Source organism: Petrimonas sulfuriphila (assembly GCA_038561985.1).
GTDB classification, from domain to species: Bacteria; Bacteroidota; Bacteroidia; order Bacteroidales; family Dysgonomonadaceae; genus Petrimonas; species Petrimonas sulfuriphila.
This window is the reverse complement of sequence record CP073276.1, coordinates 1,466,157-1,483,970: the sequence shown is the minus strand read 5'-3', so window position 1 is coordinate 1,483,970 and position 17,814 is coordinate 1,466,157. Positions and strand designations below refer to the sequence as shown.

The window sequence follows — 17,814 nt, the reverse complement described above, 5'->3', positions numbered from 1 at the left end:
TCTATTTCTTCTCGGGCCGGCTGTTTTTTTGGCTAAATTTGTTGCTGTTAAAACGGAAAATCCATTTATTTTTCTCTTATGCAGCCATTTGTACATTTACACGTCCACTCCCAATATTCCTTGCTCGACGGACAAGCCAGTATCAACCGGATTGTTGATAAAGCCATGAACGACGGGATGGCCGGAATCGCACTGACCGACCACGGAGCGATGTACGGGATCAAGGAGTTCGTGAATTATATCAACAGTGTCAAATCGAAAACAAAAAACGAAATAAAACAATTGAGCAAGGAACTGGAAAGCAATCCTGCCAGCCAAAAACTAAAAGAGGAGATTGCTGCCAAAACCGCCAAACTCAATTTCAAGCCCATTATTGGCTGCGAATGTTACTGTGCGCGCCGCAACCGTTTTTCACAAACGGAAAAAATTGACGGCAGTGGATGGCATCTTGTTGTGCTTGCCAAAAACCTGACCGGATACAAAAACCTCATCAAGATGGTATCGAAAAGCTGGACCGAAGGGTTTTATTACCGTCCGCGCATCGACAAGGAACTGCTTGAGCAATATCACGAAGGACTCATCATCTCCACGGCTTGCCTGGGGGGTGAGATACCGCGGAAAATAGACGATGGCAACGTGGAGGGAGCAGAAGAAGCGGTTGAATGGTTTAAGAACATTTTCGGCGACGATTTTTACCTCGAAATTCAACGCCACAAAACCGACCGCTCCGATGCCGACCAAACGACTTTTCCGAAACAGCAACGTGTCAACGAAGAGATTATCAAAATCGGCAAGAAATACGGTGTGAAGGTGATTGCTACTAACGACGCTCACTTCGTAAACGAAGAGGATGCCGAAGCGCACGACCGGCTTATCTGCCTGAGCATGGGGAAGGATTTCGATGACCCCGACCGGATGCGCTATACCAAACAGGAGTGGATAAAAACCACGGCTGAGATGAATCGAATTTTTAGTGATGTACCTGAAGCGCTCGCCAACACGATGGAGATTGCCGACAAGGTAGAAATTTATTCCATTGATAATCCGGCATTGATGCCTTTTTACCCCATCGACAGTTCGTTTGGAACCGAAGAAGAGTATAAGACCAGGTACCCGGAAGCAGCATTGATCGAAAAGTTTGGTGAAACCAATTTTAAGCGGTTGGGAGGATACGACAAAGCAATCCGTATCCAGCTCGAGTCGGACTATCTTAGGCACCTTACCAAAATCGGGGCACGCAAAAAATACGGGGAAGAACTCAGCGAAGAGGTTACCTCACGGTTGAAGTTTGAAATCGATACCATTACCAACATGGGATTTCCCGGGTATTTTCTGATCGTCCAGGACTTTATTAACGCGGCACGCCAAATGGACGTTGCGGTTGGTCCGGGCCGTGGATCGGCAGCCGGATCGGCTGTGGCATACTGCCTGGGAATCACGGATATCGATCCGCTGAAATACGATCTGCTGTTTGAGCGGTTCCTCAACCCGGATCGTATCTCCATGCCTGATATAGACATTGATTTCGACGACGAAGGCCGCGACAAAGTACTCCAATGGGTTACTGAAAAGTACGGATTCGAAAAGGTCGCCCGCATCATCACCTACGGGACTATGGCTACAAAATCGTCTATCCGTGATGTGGCCCGCGTGCATAAACTGCCTCTGGCAGAAGCAGACCGGCTGGCGAAACTGGTTCCCGACAGGATTCCCAACGTAAAAAAAATAAATCTTCGGGAAGCCATTGAACACGTTCCAGAACTCAAAGAAGCCGCCAACAACCCCGACCCGCTGGTCCGGGATACGCTCAAATATGCTGAAATGCTCGAGGGGAACGTGCGCAGCACCGGAGTACACGCTTGTGGCGTTATTATCGGACAAACCGATATATCCGACATTGTCCCTATAAGCACTGCTGACGACAAGGAAACAAAGGAAAAGCTGCTTGTGACGCAATACGAAGGCTCCGTCATCGAAGAGACGGGGTTGATAAAGATGGACTTTCTGGGACTTAAAACCCTGACCATCATAAAGGATGCGCTCATAAACATCGAAACAACATACGGCATCAAGATAGACATCAACACCATTCCGCTGGATGACCCAAAAACATACGAACTGTACAGTAACGGCCAAACCACCGGTACATTCCAGTTTGAGTCAACCGGGATGCAGAAGTACCTGAAAGAGCTTCACCCCAGCAAGTTTGAAGACCTGATTGCAATGAATGCCCTGTACCGTCCCGGCCCGATGGATTATATCCCATCTTTTATCGCCCGCAAGCAAGGAAAAGAGAAGATCGTATACGATATTCCGGTAATGGAGAAATTTCTGGACGAGACCTATGGAATCACGGTTTACCAGGAGCAGGTGATGCTTTTGTCGCGACTGCTGGCCAATTTCACCCGGGGACAATCGGATGAGTTGCGCAAGGCCATGGGCAAGAAATTGGCGGACAAAATGGCGGCCTTGAAAGAAAAATTTATTTCCGGAGGGAAATCCAACGGCTACAAAGAAAAAGACCTGCAAAAGATTTGGACGGACTGGGAAAAATTTGCTCAATACGCCTTCAATAAATCGCATTCCACCTGTTATTCGTGGGTTGCCTACCAGACCGCCTGGCTGAAAGCAAACTACCCATCGGAATATATGGCGTCGGTGTTGTCTAACAACCTGAATAACATCACTGAAATCACCAAGTTTATGGACGAGTGCAAAGCCATGGGCATCAATGTTCTTTCGCCGGACATCAACGAATCGGTACTCAAGTTCTCGGTGAACAAATCCGGCCATATCCGCTTCGGGCTGGCTGCCATAAAAAGTGTCGGCCACGGAGCCGTGGAAGGCATACTGGAAGAAAGGACGAACAATGGCCCGTTTAAAGATGTGTTTGATTTTGTGGAGCGGGTGAATCTATCTTCGTGTAACAAGAAAAACATTGAATCACTGGCATTGGCTGGAGCTTTCGATTCGCTTCCCGGAGTAAAACGGGAACATTTTCTATCGGTAAACAGCAAAGGGGAGGACTTTTTGGAAACGCTTATCCGGTACGGGAACAAGTTTCAGCAGGACAAGTATCTATCCATGAATTCACTTTTTGGAGACGATACATCGTTTATGATCAGCCGCCCCGAACTGCCGAAAGTGGAGAAATTATCCGACCTGGTACGATTGAATAAAGAACGGGAACTTATCGGAATTTATTTGTCGGCACATCCGCTGGATGATTATGAATTCATATTGAACTATGTTTGCACTTCCAGTTGCGCATTGCTACAGGACCTGAATCCCCTTAACGGCAAGGATGTCAGCTTTGGCGGCCTGGTTACCAGCGTAAGGGAGGGACAGACAAAACGCGGTAGCCCCTACACGATCATGGCTATAGAAGATTATACTGGCAGCTGTGAGCTGGCGTTTTTCGGAGATGACAGTGTAAATTTCGGAAGGTTTGCACGCCTCGGACTTTCTATTTATGTCACGGCCAAAATCCAACCCAAGCGATTCCGCCCGGAAGAGCTGGAAATAAAGGTAATCTCCATCAACCTGCTTTCTGAGGTGAAAGACAAGCTGGTTACCAAAATAACACTTCAGCTCCCGATTACCGAACTGGACGACACGTTGGTTTCGGAATTATCGGCTCTGATGAAAAACAATTCGGGCCATTCGTTGTTATATTTCAACATTATCGGCGAAGCGTACAACATGAACGTGCAACTTTTTTCGCGTCCGTCTAAAATTCAGGTAAACAAACACCTGATAGACAACTTAAAGAACAATTTGAACATCGACTTCAAAATTAATTAATTCAAAAAAATAACTATGGCATTACAAATTACAGATGCAACACTTAACGAAGTGTTAGCAACAGACAAGTTAGTGGTTATCGATTTTTGGGCTGAATGGTGCGGACCCTGCAAGATGGTTGGTCCCATCATCGATCAGCTGAGTGAAGAATATAAAGACCGTGTAGTGGTGGGAAAAATAGATGTTGACAACAACGATGAAGCCACTTCAAAATACGGTATCCGCAATATTCCCACCGTTCTTTTCATCAAAAACGGCGAGGTAGTGGATAAGGTAGTGGGTGCCGGCGCCAAAACTCTTTTCTCCGAAAAAATAGAGAAGAATCTTTGATGCTACTCTCCCCATTTTAAAACATCCACTCACGGAGCTCCCTTATGGTGCTTCGTGATTTTTTTTATAGGGTGTAGATATCAAAAAAGCGCCATATCCTTTTCGGATATGGCACTCATACTATATTCTGTATACCAACAGCTTCTCAATAGCGGTTGCTCACTACATCCCAATCGATAATCTTCCAGAGCTCTTTCAAGTGATCGGCTCTTCGATTCTGATAATCGAGGTAGTAAGAATGTTCCCAGACGTCGAAACCCAAAATCGGTGTTAGACCTTTTGTCAACGGATTTCCGGCATTAGCTTCCTTTTCGATTGACAGCTTGCCACCGGCATCTTTCGCTAACCAAACCCATCCTGATCCGAAAACCGTAGCTCCGGCAGCGTTGAACTCCTCTTTAAATTTATCGAACGATCCAAACTGTGAGTTGATGGCTTCAGCTAACTTCCCTTTGGGTTCGCCGCCACCATTCGGTTTGAACGATGTAAAGTAAATGTTGTGGTTAAGGGTTTGCCCCGCATTGTTAAAAATTGCTCCGTCGCTCTTCTTTACGATGGTTTCCAAATCTGCATCTTCAAATTTTGTTCCCACAATCAACTTGTTAAGGTTGTCCACATAAGCCTGATGGTGTTTGCCATAATGGAGTTCAACGGTTGTTTTACTGATTACCGGCTCTAAGGCATCGGTTGCATAGGGTAATGCTACTTTTTCAAATTTCATAGTTTCTTTATTTTTAAAATTATTATTTTCGTTGTTGGTTGCTTTTGAATTGTTGCACGTGGCCACTGACGCTGCAAAAATTATTGCTAACACGGAATACTTCATTGCTTTCATAATTGAAAATTTGATTGTTCGTATCCTATTAACGAAACAGCCGTAAAAATGTTCACGCTATTTAGAATGAAACTTAATAATCAGGATGAAAAAACAATAAAAAAACAGTCCGGGCACCGAAACCCGGACTGAGAAATAAGATCACTGCTCCAATAAAACTTACGCTGTAGGAATGGGCGGCAGTGAAAGATCGTCGTTAACGTTCTTAGACTTGTCTTCGCTCTGCAATATTTCCTGCGAACGGGAAATCCAGGGACGTTTTCCGAAAATCTGCTCCAGGTTCTCCGCGTAAATGATTTCCTTTTCAAGCAAGATCTGAGCCAGTTGATGGTGTCCATCGGCATGTTTGAGCAGCATTTCCTTGGCTCTTTCATATTGTTCAGCGATCATGACTTTGACTTCGGCATCGATCAGTTCCGCTGTATTTTCGCTAAAGGGCTTCTGAAAAGTATAGTCCTGTCCTGACGAATCGTAATAGCTCAGGTTCGGCATCTTGTCGCTCATACCCAAATATGTTATCATGCCGTATGCCTGTTTGGTCACACGTTCCAGGTCATTCATAGCGCCCGATGATATCTTGCCGATAAAAATCTCTTCTGCAGCCCTTCCGCCAAGCAGAGCGCAGATCTCATCTAGCATTTGATCCTTGGTGGTAATCTGCCGCTCTTCCGGGAGATACCACGCGGCGCCCAACGCTTTTCCGCGCGGCACAATAGTGACTTTAACCAACGGATTGGCATGCTCCAGGAACCAGCTCAATGTAGCGTGTCCGGCTTCGTGGATAGCAATTGATTTTTTTTCATCCTGCGTGATGATTTTGTTTTTCTTCTCCAGACCGCCAATAATCCGGTCAACAGCACTAATAAAGTCTTCCCTTTCAACAAATTTCTTTTTGTTTCGGGCAGCTATAAGAGCGGCTTCGTTACAAACATTGGCAATATCTGCACCGGAGAACCCGGGTGTTTGGCGCGCCAGAAACTCCACATCCACCGATTCGTCAATTTTAATGGGGCGCAGGTGAACCTTGAAAATCTCTTTCCTATCGTTCAAATCCGGCAACTCCACGTAAATCTGCCGGTCAAAACGGCCGGCCCGAAGTAAGGCTTTATCCAAAATATCCACCCGGTTGGTAGCTGCGAGAATGATCACTCCGCTATTTGAACCAAAGCCATCCATCTCCGTAAGAAGTTGGTTCAGCGTATTTTCACGCTCATCGTTCGATCCAAAGTTGACGTTCTTTCCACGGGCACGCCCAACAGCATCTATCTCATCAATAAACACAATACACGGCGATTTTTCCTTAGCCTGACGAAACAGGTCGCGAACACGGGATGCCCCTACCCCAACAAACATTTCCACAAAATCGGAACCGGATATGGAAAAGAACGGCACGTTGGCTTCGCCGGCAACCGCTTTTGCCAGAAGTGTCTTCCCTGTTCCCGGAGGGCCTACCAGCAAGGCGCCTTTAGGAATTTTCCCCCCCAGGTTGGTGTAATTACCCGGATGCTTGAGGAACTCAACAATTTCCTGAACCTCCTCCTTGGCTTCAGAAAGCCCTGCCACATCTTTAAAAGTAACCTTGGGCCCAGCATCCTTATCGAAAAGCTGTGCTTTGGATTTTCCCACACTGAAGATACCACCGCCACCGCCTCCGGGACCGCCTTGCATGCGTCTCATCATCCATATCCAAAAAACAATGATCAGCAGAAAAGGCGCAAAGGTTAGCAACATGCCCCAAATCTCTGACGTAGTATCGAAACGGACTTTTATGTCGTATGCCTTTTCTTTTTTAACGGTATCAAGAAACTCCGAAGTTCCCTGGGTAGAGGGGATATTTACCTGTATAAACGGGTTGGCGCCAAACCGGCCAGCCTCTTCTCCAAAAACATAATTAACGGACTCGGAACGCACTTTGGCTTCGGCAATGTCTTTATTGCTGTAGACAACGATGCTTTCAATACGGTTATCGTTTACGTATTCCTGAAAATCCGACCAATCTACCTTTTTTATGGTTTTGTTTTGTCCGAAAAATAACATTCCGATAAGCCCCATCGACAAAATGGCGTATATCCAGTAAACATTAAAGGGTTGATTGGGATTTGTGTTTCCCAATCCTCCGGGACGGACCGGCTTTTTTGGGTTATTGTTATCTTGTTGATTTTGGTTGTTATTTTCCATTAACGTCTCCTATGAAATTTTTGATGAATATATGTAACACTTCAGATGAAAATAAGTTTTAATCCAATGCCGGAACTTGCTCCAATGAAGCGTCTTCCCACAGATGATCGAGGTTGTAATAGTGCCGTAATTCGGGCACAAAAATATGTACGATTATTGTACCGTAATCCATACCTATCCATTCGGCACGTTGTTTTCCCTGGACTCTGATAGGGCTTTCCCAGGTATTTCTTTTCACCACCTCTTCTACCGATTCTGCCAATGCAGAAACCTGAGTAGGGGTATTTCCCTCACAAATGACAAAATAGTCGCAAATTGCTCCCGGAATTCCTTTCAATTGAATTTGAGTGATGTTCTTCCCTTTTTTCTCTTGTATCCCTTCAATGATGCTTTGTAATAACTTGTTATTTTCTTTCATTCGCTGTTTTAATGAGTTACGTATACAAAGATAGTCGCTTTTTCACAATCACCTTATCTTTCATACACAAAAATAACAGCAAGAAGAGTGCCAAAAAATAAATCAAAAAAACAAACTCGCCAACAACGTAAATCCCAATCCGCAAAAAGCGATAATGGTCTCCATTACTGTCCAGCTTTGGAGTGTTTGCTTCTCGTTCATTCCCAGGTATTTTCCTACTAACCAGAATCCACTGTCGTTGACATGCGACAGCAACGTAGCTCCCGATGCTATGGAGATCACAACCAACGCACGTTGCGGATCATTCAAGCCAAACTCAGCGATAATTGGGGCAATAATGCTGGCAGCAGTGATCATGGCTACAGTGGCAGACCCTTGCGTCACCCGCACCAACGCCGAAAGAATCCATGCCAGTAGAATAGGCGGCAGTGCAGAATTTGCCATGGACTCCGCCATCATCTGGCCAATACCACTATCGATCAATACCTGTTTCAGAACACCGCCGGCACCGGTTATCAGAATGATGATTCCAGCAGGGCCAAGTGCCTTGGTGCTTAATTGAAGTACCTTTTGCTTGTCCATGCCCCTTCGGATACATAAAAAGTACGTGGCAATCAATGTGGCAATAATCAATGCTGAAAAAGGGTGCCCAATAAACTCAACAATGTCTGTAAAAACGGATTTAGTGACAACGCCTTTAGAAACCGCCACCGCTGTGATCGTGTTCAGTAGAATCAACAGCAACGGAATAGAGATAATCACCGCGATCGACCGGAACGACGGGTAGTTTTCCGGATCGAATTCCGGTGAAACATCTCCGAATGAATACGGTGATTCCAGGTAAATCTTTTTAGAAATATACTTCCCGAAGATTGGCCCCGCAATTATCGCAGTAGGGATACCCAGAATAAATCCCATAAAAATTACCCAGCCCAACGGTACACTGATGATATCTGCCACCGCAATCGGCCCGGGCGTTGGGGGAATAAAACTATGCGTTACCGCTAATCCTGCCAGAAGCGGGATGGCGTAATACAATAACGAGAGTTTGGTATCCCGGGACAGTGCATACACGATGGGAACCAGAATAATAAAGGCCACATCCAGAAAAATAGGAATAGCCACCAGGAAGCCTGTTGTCACCATTGCCCAGGGAGCCCGTTCCTTACCGAACTTCTTCACGAGGTGATGAGCTAACGACTCTGCTCCTCCGGAGCTTTCCAGCATTTGTCCGAAGATGGCTCCCAAGCCTACAACAGTAGCCACAAAGCCCAGTGTTCCCGCCATTCCTTCCTGAATGGACTTGGTGATGCTGCTGAGCGGCATTCCGGTAAGGACTCCCACATAAATGGAAGTGAGCAACAGAGCGATAAATGCGCTCACCTTGAGTTTTAAAACCAGGAATAGCAGTATCGCTACTGCAGAGGCAACGATAAAAGTTAAAAAAAGTGTTGACATATTTACCAGTATGGAAGATTTCTGGTTTATGACCGTTTAAAGAGTATGTCTATGACATATCCGAACGGAATCCAACGCCGATTCTGGAGAACACTTCACGGGATGAACACCTTGTAAAACGCATTCGGCGAAATAATAAAGTTCGTTCGAAAAACCATCGTTTGCATCACCCCCTGAAAACAGCATAGTTTCAGTATCCGTAGTTACTTTTATATTGTGCGGGTCTTGCGATGAAAAGAAAACACTGGCATTCTCGAACCGGGCACTAAAGCCGGCGTGAAACGGATACCCGGCATGAAACGTATTTCCTCCATCTACCTTGACAACGACGTCCGAGTCGTTATACTTCCACAATGCGCTCACGTAGTCGTGATTGCTTAATTTTCCCGGCAAGCACCGGGCCTCTATCTGATCGGGAACACCGCAAACCCATTGAGCAAAATCGATATCATGGATAACTAAATCGAACAGAGCACCACCCGACGACCCAAACTCTTTTTGCCTCTCTTTCCATTGTCCCCAGATGGGTACACCCGAGAAACGCGACAGAGTAAGAAATTCCAGACGCCCGTATTCACTCGAGTCTATCCATTTTTTCAATGTTTTGTAGGCTGGCATAAAGCGTACTACATGACCAACCATCAACACCTTGTTTTTGGAACGGGCAAGGTTAATCAGCCTTTCCCCCTCCCCTGCATCAATGCAAAAAGGTTTTTCAAGGAAAACATTTGCTCCTGCCAGTAACGCCATTTCAGCCATCTCATAATGAAATGCTGTATGAACTGCAATAACACAGGCATCGGGCTTCTCCACTTTCAGGCATTCTGCAAAATCAGAATAAATGTTCACACCCGAAAGATCTTTTGCATCGACATTTCTGGTGGAGAAATTACCGGACTGCCCGGTAAGCTTTGTTAAAATGTCGCCGGGGACTTTATCAACAATGGCTTTCAAATGAAGACGAGGGTTTTTCAAAATATTCAACGTGTGGGTCATTCCCATGAACCCGAAACCAACAACAACTGTATTCATAAATTTATCCTATTTGTAATTTGTTTTTTTATGGCAAAGAGTGAAGATCAACTCCTTTCACACTCATTTTCAAGGTGTATACCGAAGTCCGGGCGGTGATAAACAGGATGTTTCTTTTTTTCCCCCCAAAACAAACATTTGAAGGGCTTTCGGGAACCTCGATTTCCCGGATAAGTTCGCCTTTGGGGGAGTACACCAAAACTTTTCCCATGGTCAGGTAGACATTTCCTTTGTTATCTATGGTCATTCCGTCGGAACCATGGGGTGCAAGAAAAGTCTTGTTGCTCAGGGTACCATCCGACTGGATGTCGTACTTCCATATCTTCCCGCCATTTATATCGGCAACATACAACGTTTTTCCGTCAGGCGTACCGATTAATCCGTTGGGTTGCTTATAATCGTCGATAACCCGGGTTACCTCTCCACCAGGGCTTAGGTAATAGACTCCCCGCACATCCTGAACTTCAGTATGCCCGTCCCGCCAGTAGTTCCGGTGATAATAAGGGTCGGTGAAATAGATGCCCCCTTTGGGGGTAATCCATAAGTCGTTGGGACCGTTCAACTGTTTTCCATCGTACTTTTCATATACAACCTGCATTTTTTTATCTTTCCCGAAACGCACGATCTGGTTGTGTAAATCAGCACAGGAGACCAATTGACCGTCAGCATCAACATACAATCCGTTGGATCTTCCGGTCCCTTCAGCCCACAGAGAAATGCCTTTTCCTTCTTCCCAGACATAAATGCGATCGTTCGGCTGATCGGTAAAATAGACCCTACCCTCTCCCGAAACGGCCGGGCCCTCGGTAAAAGAATAACCGGTCCCCACTTTTTCAATTTTCGCATTTTTCGCAATGATACTGTTTTTCTGTCCGCAAACAGAACTGCAACAGATCAATAAAACCAATCCTGTTACAACCTTCATCCGTTTATGTTTTATTATTCATATTGTTGTCCGGTGGAGCTGAAGAGAAGTGCAAATCATATATAAAACTGATTGAGTTTGACTGAAAACAGACTCTTTGGCAAATATAGTTATATTGCACAGAAATACAACTATCCACCCCGATTTTAATTGTAGCTAGCCGCTCATTTTCCCTCTCAGGTAACGGTAAAAAGCAAATTAAACCGTAATATTGTAAGGGCAAAACTATTCGAGCGAAAAAATGTTATATATTCATATGCGGACAGGAGCCGGACATTAAAGGTTAAGAGGTGACCGGAGTCCCTTGACCAGTAATGGATGCCTGGCCTAAAATCACAACATAAAATTTAAAGAATCTATGAAAAATCTTGAAACTACCTTTATGGGAATAAAACTGGACAATCCGGTTATATTGGGCGCCAGCAATATGTCGTCACACCTCGACCAGCTAAAAAAGGCTGAACAGCAAGGCATTGGAGCTGTAGTTTATAAAACCTTGTTTGAAGAGCAGGTACAGTTGGAAAACCTGCAATTGGATGAAAGGTTAAGCCAGTACGCACACATTCACGCAGAAATGACCAGTATTCATCCCGATGTAGATTTTTCCGATATCGATTATCACTTGTCAAGACTTCGTAAAACGAAGGAAAGTTTGTCCGTACCTGTGTTTGCCAGCCTTAATGCTGTGAATAGAGAATCCTGGATAAGCTATGCCAGGATGTTAGAACAAACCGGGATTGACGGGATTGAAGTAAATCTTTATCAGACCCCCGTCGATTTTAGTAGCAGCAGTGAAAGTGTTGAAAACAATCAAATAGCTATCGTTGAAGAGGTAAAGAAAGCCGTGTCCGTTCCCGTAAGCGTGAAGTTGAGTTCGGATTATACGAACATCCTTCATTTCGCGAAAAAGCTGGACGAAGCAAAGGTAGGTTCCTTAGTCCTTTTCAATGCATTTTTCCAACCCGATATTGATATTCAGAAGGAAAAGCATAAAAAGGTTTTTAACCTTACCCAAAAAGGCGATTACAAAAAAACGCTGAGATATACTGGAATGTTGTACGGCAATATTAAAGCTGATATTTGCAGTAGCCGGGGAGTTTTCACCGGAGAAGATGTGGTGAAGCTGATCCTGTCGGGTGCAACAACAGTGCAGGTTGTCAGCTCGGTATATAAACACGGCGTAGAAAGAATTGCCTCCATAAAGAACGGCATAACAGAGTGGATGCAACAGAAGGGATACAACAACCTTGATGAGTTCAGGGGCAAACTGGCTAATGTCAATTTAGACAAAAACGAACATTCACTGGTTTATAAAAGGGCGCAATATGTTGATTTGATGCTGACTTCGGAAACTATTTTCGGAAATTTTCAATAATTAACAACAAAACCCACTGAGTTCTTTTCGCTCAGTGGGTTTTGTTTATTTCCGGCGTAACAAGACGTAAGGCCGGATTACAGCGTCTGCAACTTCAAATTTCTCCAAAGCACTTTGATACCTCCTCCATCGTGGATTTGCAAGGCAATACGGCCCTGTGCCTTTCCGATTTTCTCGTCGGTCAGATCCACCATTTCCTCGCCGTTGAGGTAGGTTTTCACGTTATCGCCATTAACAACAATGCGTAAAGTGTTCCAATCGCCCACTTTCAGGATCTCCTCTTTTTCGTCAGGGATCTGTACGAGCCAACCCCTTTCGTAAGACTCATAAATGCCTCCTGTATCATTTCCTTTGGGAGCAACTTCAACTTGCCAGCCATTCACAATAGCCCCCGGTTCAATAAATGAACGAATGAAAACTCCCGAGTTTCCATCGGCTTCCTGTTTAAATTCTACCGAAAGGTCGAAATTGTCGTAATACTCACGAGTAGCCAGATAGCCATATTGTTTATCAGGCCCGCTTTCACAAACCAACAATCCGTCCTGAACATACCATTTTTCGGTTCCGTAAGCCTCCCATCCAGTCAGGTCAACACCGTTGAAAAGATTTACTTCCTGGGTTTTACGGGGAAGTTCTTTGATTTTCACGTTGCGGAACCAGGCTGCCGATCCGTGGTCTTGCAAACAGATAACACCTTTACGAGCCAGGCCGTATTCGGGTGCATTTTCCCATTTTCCGCTATTTTTGCGTGCAAACCAATCTTCTGTCCACGCTTCAAATTCGATCACCTTTTCACCGTTCAGCCAATGCTCAACATGTCCGTTATCAAAAACGATTTTCGAGGTGTTCCATTCTCCTGCGGGTTTAATAATGAGTTTCGCCGTATCGGGAACATACATGGCATAATCAGCAGCCGTTTTCTGCCATTCTTCCAGCGGATCGGGAAATCCGAGATTATCAATCAACTGATATTCTGGCCCCGTAACGTACGGTACCGCAAATTTGGGATTTTCCACCACGTGATACAGCACCCCGCTGTTTCCACCGTCGGCGACTTTCCAGTCCCACACCAATTCAAAGTTTTCATACAATTTATCCGTTACAATGTAACCGTGTTCATCCGCGCCCTCGCCTTTTGCCTGAATCATACCGTTTTCGGCAAACCACGGAGCGGTTAATGAATCGCCATTGTAATCGCGCCAACCGTTCAGGGTCTCTCCATCGAAAAGGAGCTGCCAACCTTCGGCTTTCTCAGCTTCCGTCAACACATTGTGTTTCGCAGAAGGTTCACAAGAAGCAAATACCATTGTCATAAGCAGTGTTGTGCACAATAAAAAAAATCTTGATTTCATTTTTTCTGATTTTATAATTAAACGTTAGGAAAACAAAAGTATCTATTTTATGAAAATTATACAACTGTTCCCGTCGCCGGTTACTTTCGGGCTACAGAGAACGATCCGTTTAAGAGTTCGTCATAAACCCCGGGATTGCTGATGATACGCAAGCCTTCCCTGAAAAGATCATTTTCGTCATTGATGATAACAAAATAGGCGGATGAATCAAACAGATCCCTAGCCATCAGTGCCTTGAGCTGTATTTTCAAAAATTGTTCCGACTTCCGGAATTGCTCATCGTCCCATTCCATTTTTTCTCCTTTTGCCATTTCCTTCATCCGGGTTATCATGGATTCGGGAATCCGGTAATCCGACTTGAATTTTTCGACGTGGGAATATGATTTTAACAATCTTGCCCGGTTTTTGTCCACTTCGGCAATAGCGAGTTTGTTGACTATTCCCCGGCCAATAAGGTTACGGTGTAAATCCGTTACCGAGTTCGTGTCCACAGGTACAAAATAGTCGGGCATGATCCCGCCTCCACCGTAAACAGTGCGCTTGTTGACAAGCGTCTTGAACCTTAACGAATCGGGGAAACGGATACTGTCGGCGTGCCACATTTCACCGTGTTGTACCCGGTTGAAGAAATCACGGTTGTATGCGTCGATATTGCCTTCTTCGTAAGGCTTCTGGATGCTTCTGCCCGTAGGTGTGTAATACCGGGCAACGGTCAACCGGATCATCGTTCCGTCGGGAAGCGGAAGTTGACGTTGCACCAACCCCTTTCCGAAAGTCCGGCGGCCAACCACCACACCCCGATCCCAATCCTGAACGGCCCCGGCCACTATTTCACTTGCCGACGCCGAACCTTCATCCACGAGAACAACCAGGCTCCCCTGTTCAAAGCTTCCTGCCGACGTTGTGCGTAAATCATACCGAGGCTGGTTCTTCCCTTCGGTATATACCACCAATTTCCCGGCACCCAGGAATTCATCCACAATATCCGATGCCGTTTGCAAAATACCTCCTCCGTTTCCGGTCAGGTCGAGAATAAGGTTTTTCATTCCTTTTGCTTTCAGTTCTTTCTCTGCTGCCAGAAATTCTTCGGATGAACTGACCCCAAAGCGGCTTAAACGGATGTATCCGGTATGATGATCCACCATGTATTTGGCATCGATACTGTAAATGGGGATCTTGTCGCGAACGATTCTGAAGTCCAGCAACTGCGGAGTTCCACGACGCAAAACCCTCACGTTCACGGTTGTGCCTTTGGGACCTCGGAGCATCTTTATAACATCCTGGTTATCCTTTTTTATACCGGCAATAAGCGAATCATTTACGTAAATAATTTTATCGCCGGGCAGGAGACCCACCTTTTGTGAAGGTCCGCCTGAAATGACTTCCATTACGTAAAGTGTATCGGTAAGCATATTGAACGAGATTCCAATACCGTCAAAATTGCCTTGTAACGGTTCGTTCATCGCTTTCACCTCATCCTTGTTGAGGTAAGTGGAGTGTGGGTCGAGTTCAAGCAACATGGCACGGATGGCCGCTTCTGTCAGATGAGAGGTTTCAACGTCATCGACGTATAAACCGTTTATCATCTGGAGCGTCCTCTCCAGCTTTACTCCATCAGGGGATAAACGAGATTGGCCAAACGACAAGGAGGATACCAGTAAAAGTGTTGCAAGAAAAAAAGTTGTTTTAGACATTGTTATTCAATTGTTATCCAAGTATCATCCCTTTCGGAACAAAAGCGCTCACATCGTGTCCGTAACGCAATAATTCACGTACGTGGGAGGAACTGATGTGCGTAAGTTCAGGCTCGGTAAATAATACAAATGTTTCTATTCCCGAAATCATCCGGTTCATATCGGCTATGGTTTTCTCGTACTCGAAATCATTAACCGAGCGTATTCCCCGTAATATGAACTTTGCATCCATTTTCCGGGCAAACTCGATAGTGAGAGAATCGTAGCTCCCAACTTTCACCCGGGGTTCATCCTTGTATAAGCTTCTAATCATCTCCATCCGCTTTTCTAACTCGAAGTAAGCCTTTTTTGCTTCGTTCACACCAATGGAAATTACAATTTCGTCTACCAACTCCAATCCGCGCCGTACCAGCGACTCGTGCCCGATAGTGAACGGATCAAAAGTGCCCGGGAATAATGCGATCCGGAGACGGGGCGATCCGGAGACGGGGTGTGGGTGTGAAAGACTTATGTTGTTCATTTTCGGGGATGTTAATCATTTTTACAATTACTTCTCAAACTAAGCTTCCTCTTCAACAACCAGGTTCTCTATGATAAAAGTCTGCCGGTCGGGAGTATTCTTACCCATATAGAACTCGAGAAGCTCTTTGATAAGATCTTCTTTTCGCATGGATACCCTGTCAAGCCGCATATCTTTTCCGATAAAATTCTTGAACTCGTCGGGAGAAATTTCACCAAGACCCTTAAATCGGGTAATTTCAGGGTTGGGACCGAGCTCTTCGATGGCGGCAAGCCGTTCCTCCTCCGTATAGCAATACAGGGTTTTCTTTTTGTTACGCACACGGAAAAGAGGTGTTTGAAGAATATAAACATGCCCTTTTTTTACCAGATCGGGAAAAAATTGCAGGAAAAACGTGAGCAGCAACAGGCGAATGTGCATACCGTCGGTATCGGCGTCGGTAGCGATGATTACCTTGTTGTAACGCAATCCATCCATTCCCTCCTCGATATTAAGGGCTGCCTGCAACAAATTAAACTCCTCATTTTCGTAAACGATTTTTTTGGTCAGTCCGAAAGAGTTTAGCGGCTTGCCCCGAAGGCTGAAAACAGCTTGCAAATTGGGATCTCTACTTTTGGTAATGGAACCGCTGGCCGAATCACCTTCCGTGATAAAAATACAGGTATCGTCGAGATTATTCCCTTTTGAATCGTTATAATGGATGCGGCAGTCCCGTAGCTTCCGGTTGTGCAAGTTTGCTTTTTTTGCCCGTTCTCGGGCTAGCTTTGTTACCCCGGCAATGGCTTTTCGTTCTTTTTCGGAATCGAGAATTTTTTTCTGAAGGATATCGGCCGTCTCCAGGTGTTTGTGCAGGTAGTTGTCCAGCTCCTTCTTCAGGAAGTCGCTTACGTATTTATTGATCGAAACTCCATCGGGGGTCATGTCCTTTGATCCGAGTTTTGTTTTTGTCTGCGACTCAAAAACCGGCTCTTCGATCTTCACGCTGATGGCAGCCACCATCCCGTTCCGGATATCGGAATATTCGAAATTTTTGGTGAAATATTCTTTGATAACCCGGGCAGTTGCCTCACGAAAAGCGGAAAGATGCGTCCCGCCTTGTGTGGTATGCTGGCCGTTGACGAAAGAGTAGTATTCTTCGCCATACTGGTTGGAATGAGTAATCGCTACTTCAATGTCATCACCGTGAAGATGGATGATGGGATAAAGAATCTCAGTTGTCAGGTTGTCGTTGAGCAGGTCTTCGAGCCCGTTTTTTGAATAAAACTTCTTTCCGTTAAACGTAATGGTCAGCCCCGTATTCAGGAAAACATAATTTTTAAGCAGAGGCTCGATATGTTCGTCACGATAAGCATAATCCCCAAAAATTTCGGTGTCGGGAGTAAACTCGATAACGGTTCCGTTGCTTTGCGAAGAAGATTGCTGCGGGCTATCGTTTACTACATGTCCGCGCTCATATTCAACACTCTTTGATTCACCTTCCCTATAACTTTCGATCAGGAACCTCGAAGACAAGGCGTTTACCGCTTTGATCCCAACACCGTTTAATCCCACGGATTTTTTAAACGCCTTGGAGTCGTACTTGGCTCCGGTGTTCATCCGCGAGGAGACATCCAACACCTTTCCCAACGGCACACCCCGTCCATAATCACGCACACTTACATTCCCGGAATCAATACAGATGTCTATGTTTTTCCCAAAACCCATCCGGTATTCGTCGATGGAATTATCCATTACTTCTTTCAGCAGGACATATATACCGTCGTCTGACGAAGAACCGTCTCCCAATTTCCCAATATACATCCCGGGACGTCGGCGGATATGTTCACGCCACTCCAGGGTTACAATGTTCTCTTCGCTATAATTCAGTATTGCTTGTTCTCTTTCTAACTCAGT

General features: G+C 45.3%; 13 protein-coding genes. 3 read left to right on the top strand and 10 right to left on the bottom strand.

What is annotated here, in order from left to right; genetic code table 11:
* The first annotated feature begins 78 nt into the window (after window positions 1–78).
* Together dnaE and trxA are read left to right on the top strand one after the other, a co-directional pair.
* The gene (gene dnaE, locus KCV26_06050) at window positions 79–3,804 is read left to right on the top strand and encodes a DNA polymerase III subunit alpha (GenBank protein WZX37934.1); all 3,726 of its coding nucleotides are present in this window, start codon (window positions 79–81) and stop codon (window positions 3,802–3,804) included.
* A 15-nt stretch (window positions 3,805–3,819) separates the two neighbouring features.
* Window positions 3,820–4,134, top strand: a complete 315-nt coding sequence (gene trxA, locus KCV26_06045) for a thioredoxin (protein WZX37933.1) — start codon at window positions 3,820–3,822, stop codon at window positions 4,132–4,134.
* 145 nt (window positions 4,135–4,279) lie between these two features.
* Here trxA and KCV26_06040 read toward each other — a convergent pair whose 3' ends face one another.
* The 6 genes from KCV26_06040 to KCV26_06015 form a co-directional block, all read right to left on the bottom strand.
* Window positions 4,280–4,855, bottom strand: coding sequence for a superoxide dismutase (locus tag KCV26_06040; GenBank protein ID WZX37932.1), 576 nt, complete (start codon window positions 4,853–4,855; stop codon window positions 4,280–4,282).
* A gap of 273 nt (window positions 4,856–5,128) precedes the next feature.
* On the bottom strand, window positions 5,129–7,147 hold the full coding sequence (gene ftsH, locus KCV26_06035) for an ATP-dependent zinc metalloprotease FtsH (protein WZX37931.1): 2,019 nt from the start codon (window positions 7,145–7,147) through the stop codon (window positions 5,129–5,131).
* Between the two features lie 58 nt (window positions 7,148–7,205).
* Window positions 7,206–7,565 (bottom strand): ribosome silencing factor, encoded by a 360-nt coding sequence (gene rsfS / locus KCV26_06030; protein WZX37930.1) that lies wholly within the window; start codon window positions 7,563–7,565, stop codon window positions 7,206–7,208.
* Between the two features lie 102 nt (window positions 7,566–7,667).
* A complete protein-coding gene (locus KCV26_06025) occupies window positions 7,668–9,023 on the bottom strand; it encodes a gluconate transporter (GenBank protein WZX37929.1) in 1,356 nt (451 codons plus the stop codon).
* Between the two features lie 36 nt (window positions 9,024–9,059).
* Window positions 9,060–10,055 carry a Gfo/Idh/MocA family oxidoreductase gene (locus KCV26_06020; protein WZX37928.1) on the bottom strand — a complete coding sequence of 332 codons (996 nt, stop codon included), beginning with the start codon at window positions 10,053–10,055 and terminating at the stop codon, window positions 9,060–9,062.
* Window positions 10,056–10,083: 28 nt separating this feature from the next.
* Complete coding sequence (locus tag KCV26_06015) at window positions 10,084–10,980, bottom strand: SMP-30/gluconolactonase/LRE family protein (GenBank protein ID WZX37927.1); 897 nt, start codon at window positions 10,978–10,980, stop codon at window positions 10,084–10,086.
* Between the two features lie 358 nt (window positions 10,981–11,338).
* Between KCV26_06015 and KCV26_06010 the strand changes: the two genes are divergently transcribed.
* Window positions 11,339–12,355, top strand: coding sequence for a dihydroorotate dehydrogenase-like protein (locus KCV26_06010; GenBank protein ID WZX37926.1), 1,017 nt, complete (start codon window positions 11,339–11,341; stop codon window positions 12,353–12,355).
* A 77-nt stretch (window positions 12,356–12,432) separates the two neighbouring features.
* Here the strand turns inward: KCV26_06010 and KCV26_06005 are convergent, their stop codons facing one another.
* The 4 genes from KCV26_06005 to KCV26_05990 all read right to left on the bottom strand — a co-directional run bounded on the left by KCV26_06005 (window position 12,433) and on the right by KCV26_05990 (window position 17,721).
* Window positions 12,433–13,707, bottom strand: a complete 1,275-nt coding sequence (locus KCV26_06005) for a DUF1080 domain-containing protein (protein ID WZX37925.1) — start codon at window positions 13,705–13,707, stop codon at window positions 12,433–12,435.
* 80 nt (window positions 13,708–13,787) lie between these two features.
* Window positions 13,788–15,401, bottom strand: a complete 1,614-nt coding sequence (locus tag KCV26_06000; protein WZX37924.1) for a S41 family peptidase — start codon at window positions 15,399–15,401, stop codon at window positions 13,788–13,790.
* A gap of 13 nt (window positions 15,402–15,414) precedes the next feature.
* Window positions 15,415–15,921, bottom strand: a complete 507-nt coding sequence (gene coaD, locus KCV26_05995) for a pantetheine-phosphate adenylyltransferase (GenBank protein ID WZX37923.1) — start codon at window positions 15,919–15,921, stop codon at window positions 15,415–15,417.
* A gap of 39 nt (window positions 15,922–15,960) precedes the next feature.
* Window positions 15,961–17,721, bottom strand: a complete 1,761-nt coding sequence (locus KCV26_05990) for a type IIA DNA topoisomerase subunit B (GenBank protein ID WZX38334.1) — start codon at window positions 17,719–17,721, stop codon at window positions 15,961–15,963.
* Window positions 17,722–17,814: the final 93 nt, after the last annotated feature.